This window comes from Novipirellula caenicola (assembly GCF_039545035.1).
GTDB classification, from domain to species: Bacteria; Planctomycetota; Planctomycetia; order Pirellulales; family Pirellulaceae; genus Novipirellula; species Novipirellula caenicola.
Map to the genome: position 1 here is coordinate 1 of NZ_BAABRO010000064.1, position 1,725 is coordinate 1,725.

The 1,725-nt window shown below is 50.6% G+C and carries 2 rRNA genes; both read right to left on the reverse strand.

Going from position 1 to position 1,725, the window contains the following annotated elements:
• Positions 1–41: 41 nt before the first annotated feature.
• Positions 42–150 (reverse strand): 5S ribosomal RNA (gene rrf, locus ABEA92_RS31250).
• 131 nt (positions 151–281) lie between these two features.
• Positions 282–1,725: ribosomal RNA gene (locus tag ABEA92_RS31255) — 23S ribosomal RNA — on the reverse strand; the annotation flags it as partial.

The window sequence follows — 1,725 nt, forward strand, 5'->3', positions numbered from 1 at the left end:
AAAAAACTCTCTTGCAGCAAAGCTGCAAGAGAGTTTTAAAAATCCGGCAATACCTACTTTCACGCTGGTATGCACTATCATCGGCTCAGAAAGCTTGACTTCTGTGTTCGGGATGGGAACAGGTATGACCTTTCTGATATGGTCGCCGGAAAGACACACTTGCGGGTGTTTCACCGCAAGTGCGCCAGGTTGTTTGGTAGTTATTCTTGTTTCTGAAAGAGTTCGTTTCTTCAACTTCGTCGAAGCCATGTATCCCTATAGAACATGAGTGCGGGATATCGATGGCCAAACTTTCGCCCGTTAGTACTGGTTAGCTTAACACGTTACCGTGCTTACACGCCCAGCCTATCAACCAAGTCGTCTTCTTGGGGGCTTTCGACTAATGTCTACGAATCCTAATCTTGGAGCGGGCTTCACGCTTAGATGCTTTCAGCGTTTATCCGTTCCGAAGTTAGCTATCCAGCCGTGCCGCTAGCGCGACAACTGGTACACCAGAGCTTCGTCCAACTAAATCCTCTCGTACTAAAGTTGAACCTCCTCAAGATTCGTACGCCCACGGCAGATAGGGACCGACCTGTCTCACGACGGTCTGAACCCAGCTCACGTACCACTTTCATTGGCGAACAGCCAAACCCTTGGGAGCTTCTACACCCCCAGGATGTGATGAGCCGACATCGAGGTGCCAAACCGCATCGCCGCTGTGGACGCTCGGATGCGATAAGCCTGTTATCCCCGGAGTACCTTTTATCTGATGAGCGATAACCCTTCCATTCGGGATTACCGGATCACTAAGACCTACTTTCGTACCTGCTCGACTTATGGGTCTCGCAGTCAAGCACACTTCTAACTTTACTCTCTTCGCCTGATTACCGACCAGGCTGAGTGTACCTTTGCACTCCTCCGTTACTCTTTGGGAGGAGACCGCCCCAGTCAAACTGCCCGACTGACATTGTCCTTCGCCCTGATTCAAGGGATCGAAGTTAGAATTAAAATATAACCAGGCTGGTATTTCAACGACGGCTCCACGGGCACTAGCGTGCCTGCTTCAAAGCCTCCCAGCTATCCTACACAAATTATATCTCAACCCAATATCAGCCTACAGTAAAGGTTCACGGGGTCTTTCCGTCTAACCGCGGGTATGTGGCATCTTCACCACAACTACAATTTCACCGGGTCTGTGGTTGAGACAGTGCTCCAATCGTTACGCCTTTCATGCAGGTCGGAACTTACCCGACAAGGAACTTCGCTACCTTAGGACCCTCATAGTTAGGGCCGCCGTTTATTGGGGCTTCGGTCGCCAGCTTCGCCGTGAGGCTAACCGTCTTCCTTAACCTACCAACACCGGGCAGGCGTCAGTCTCTATACATCCACTTGCGTGTTAGCAGAGACCTGTGTTTTTGATAAACAGTCGTTAGAGCCGATTTTCTGTGGCCCACTTGCGTGGGCGCCCCTTATCGCGAACTTACGGGGCCATTTTGCAGAGTTCCTTAACCACAGTTCTCCCGAGCGCCTTAGAATTCTCATCTCGCCTACCTGTGTCAGTTTTAGTACGGTCAGTTGCTTAACTTCGCAGCTTTTCTTGGACGTCCTTCCAATGACTTCGAGAACTTAAACGCTCTCGAGCTATACCTTGGCTTATGTCGGGTCTTTTAATCCCCAACACCTCAGTGTTCGCTACGGACATTTCTATTCGTACCGCTCACTTTCCGGACGCCGTCCCTGCGA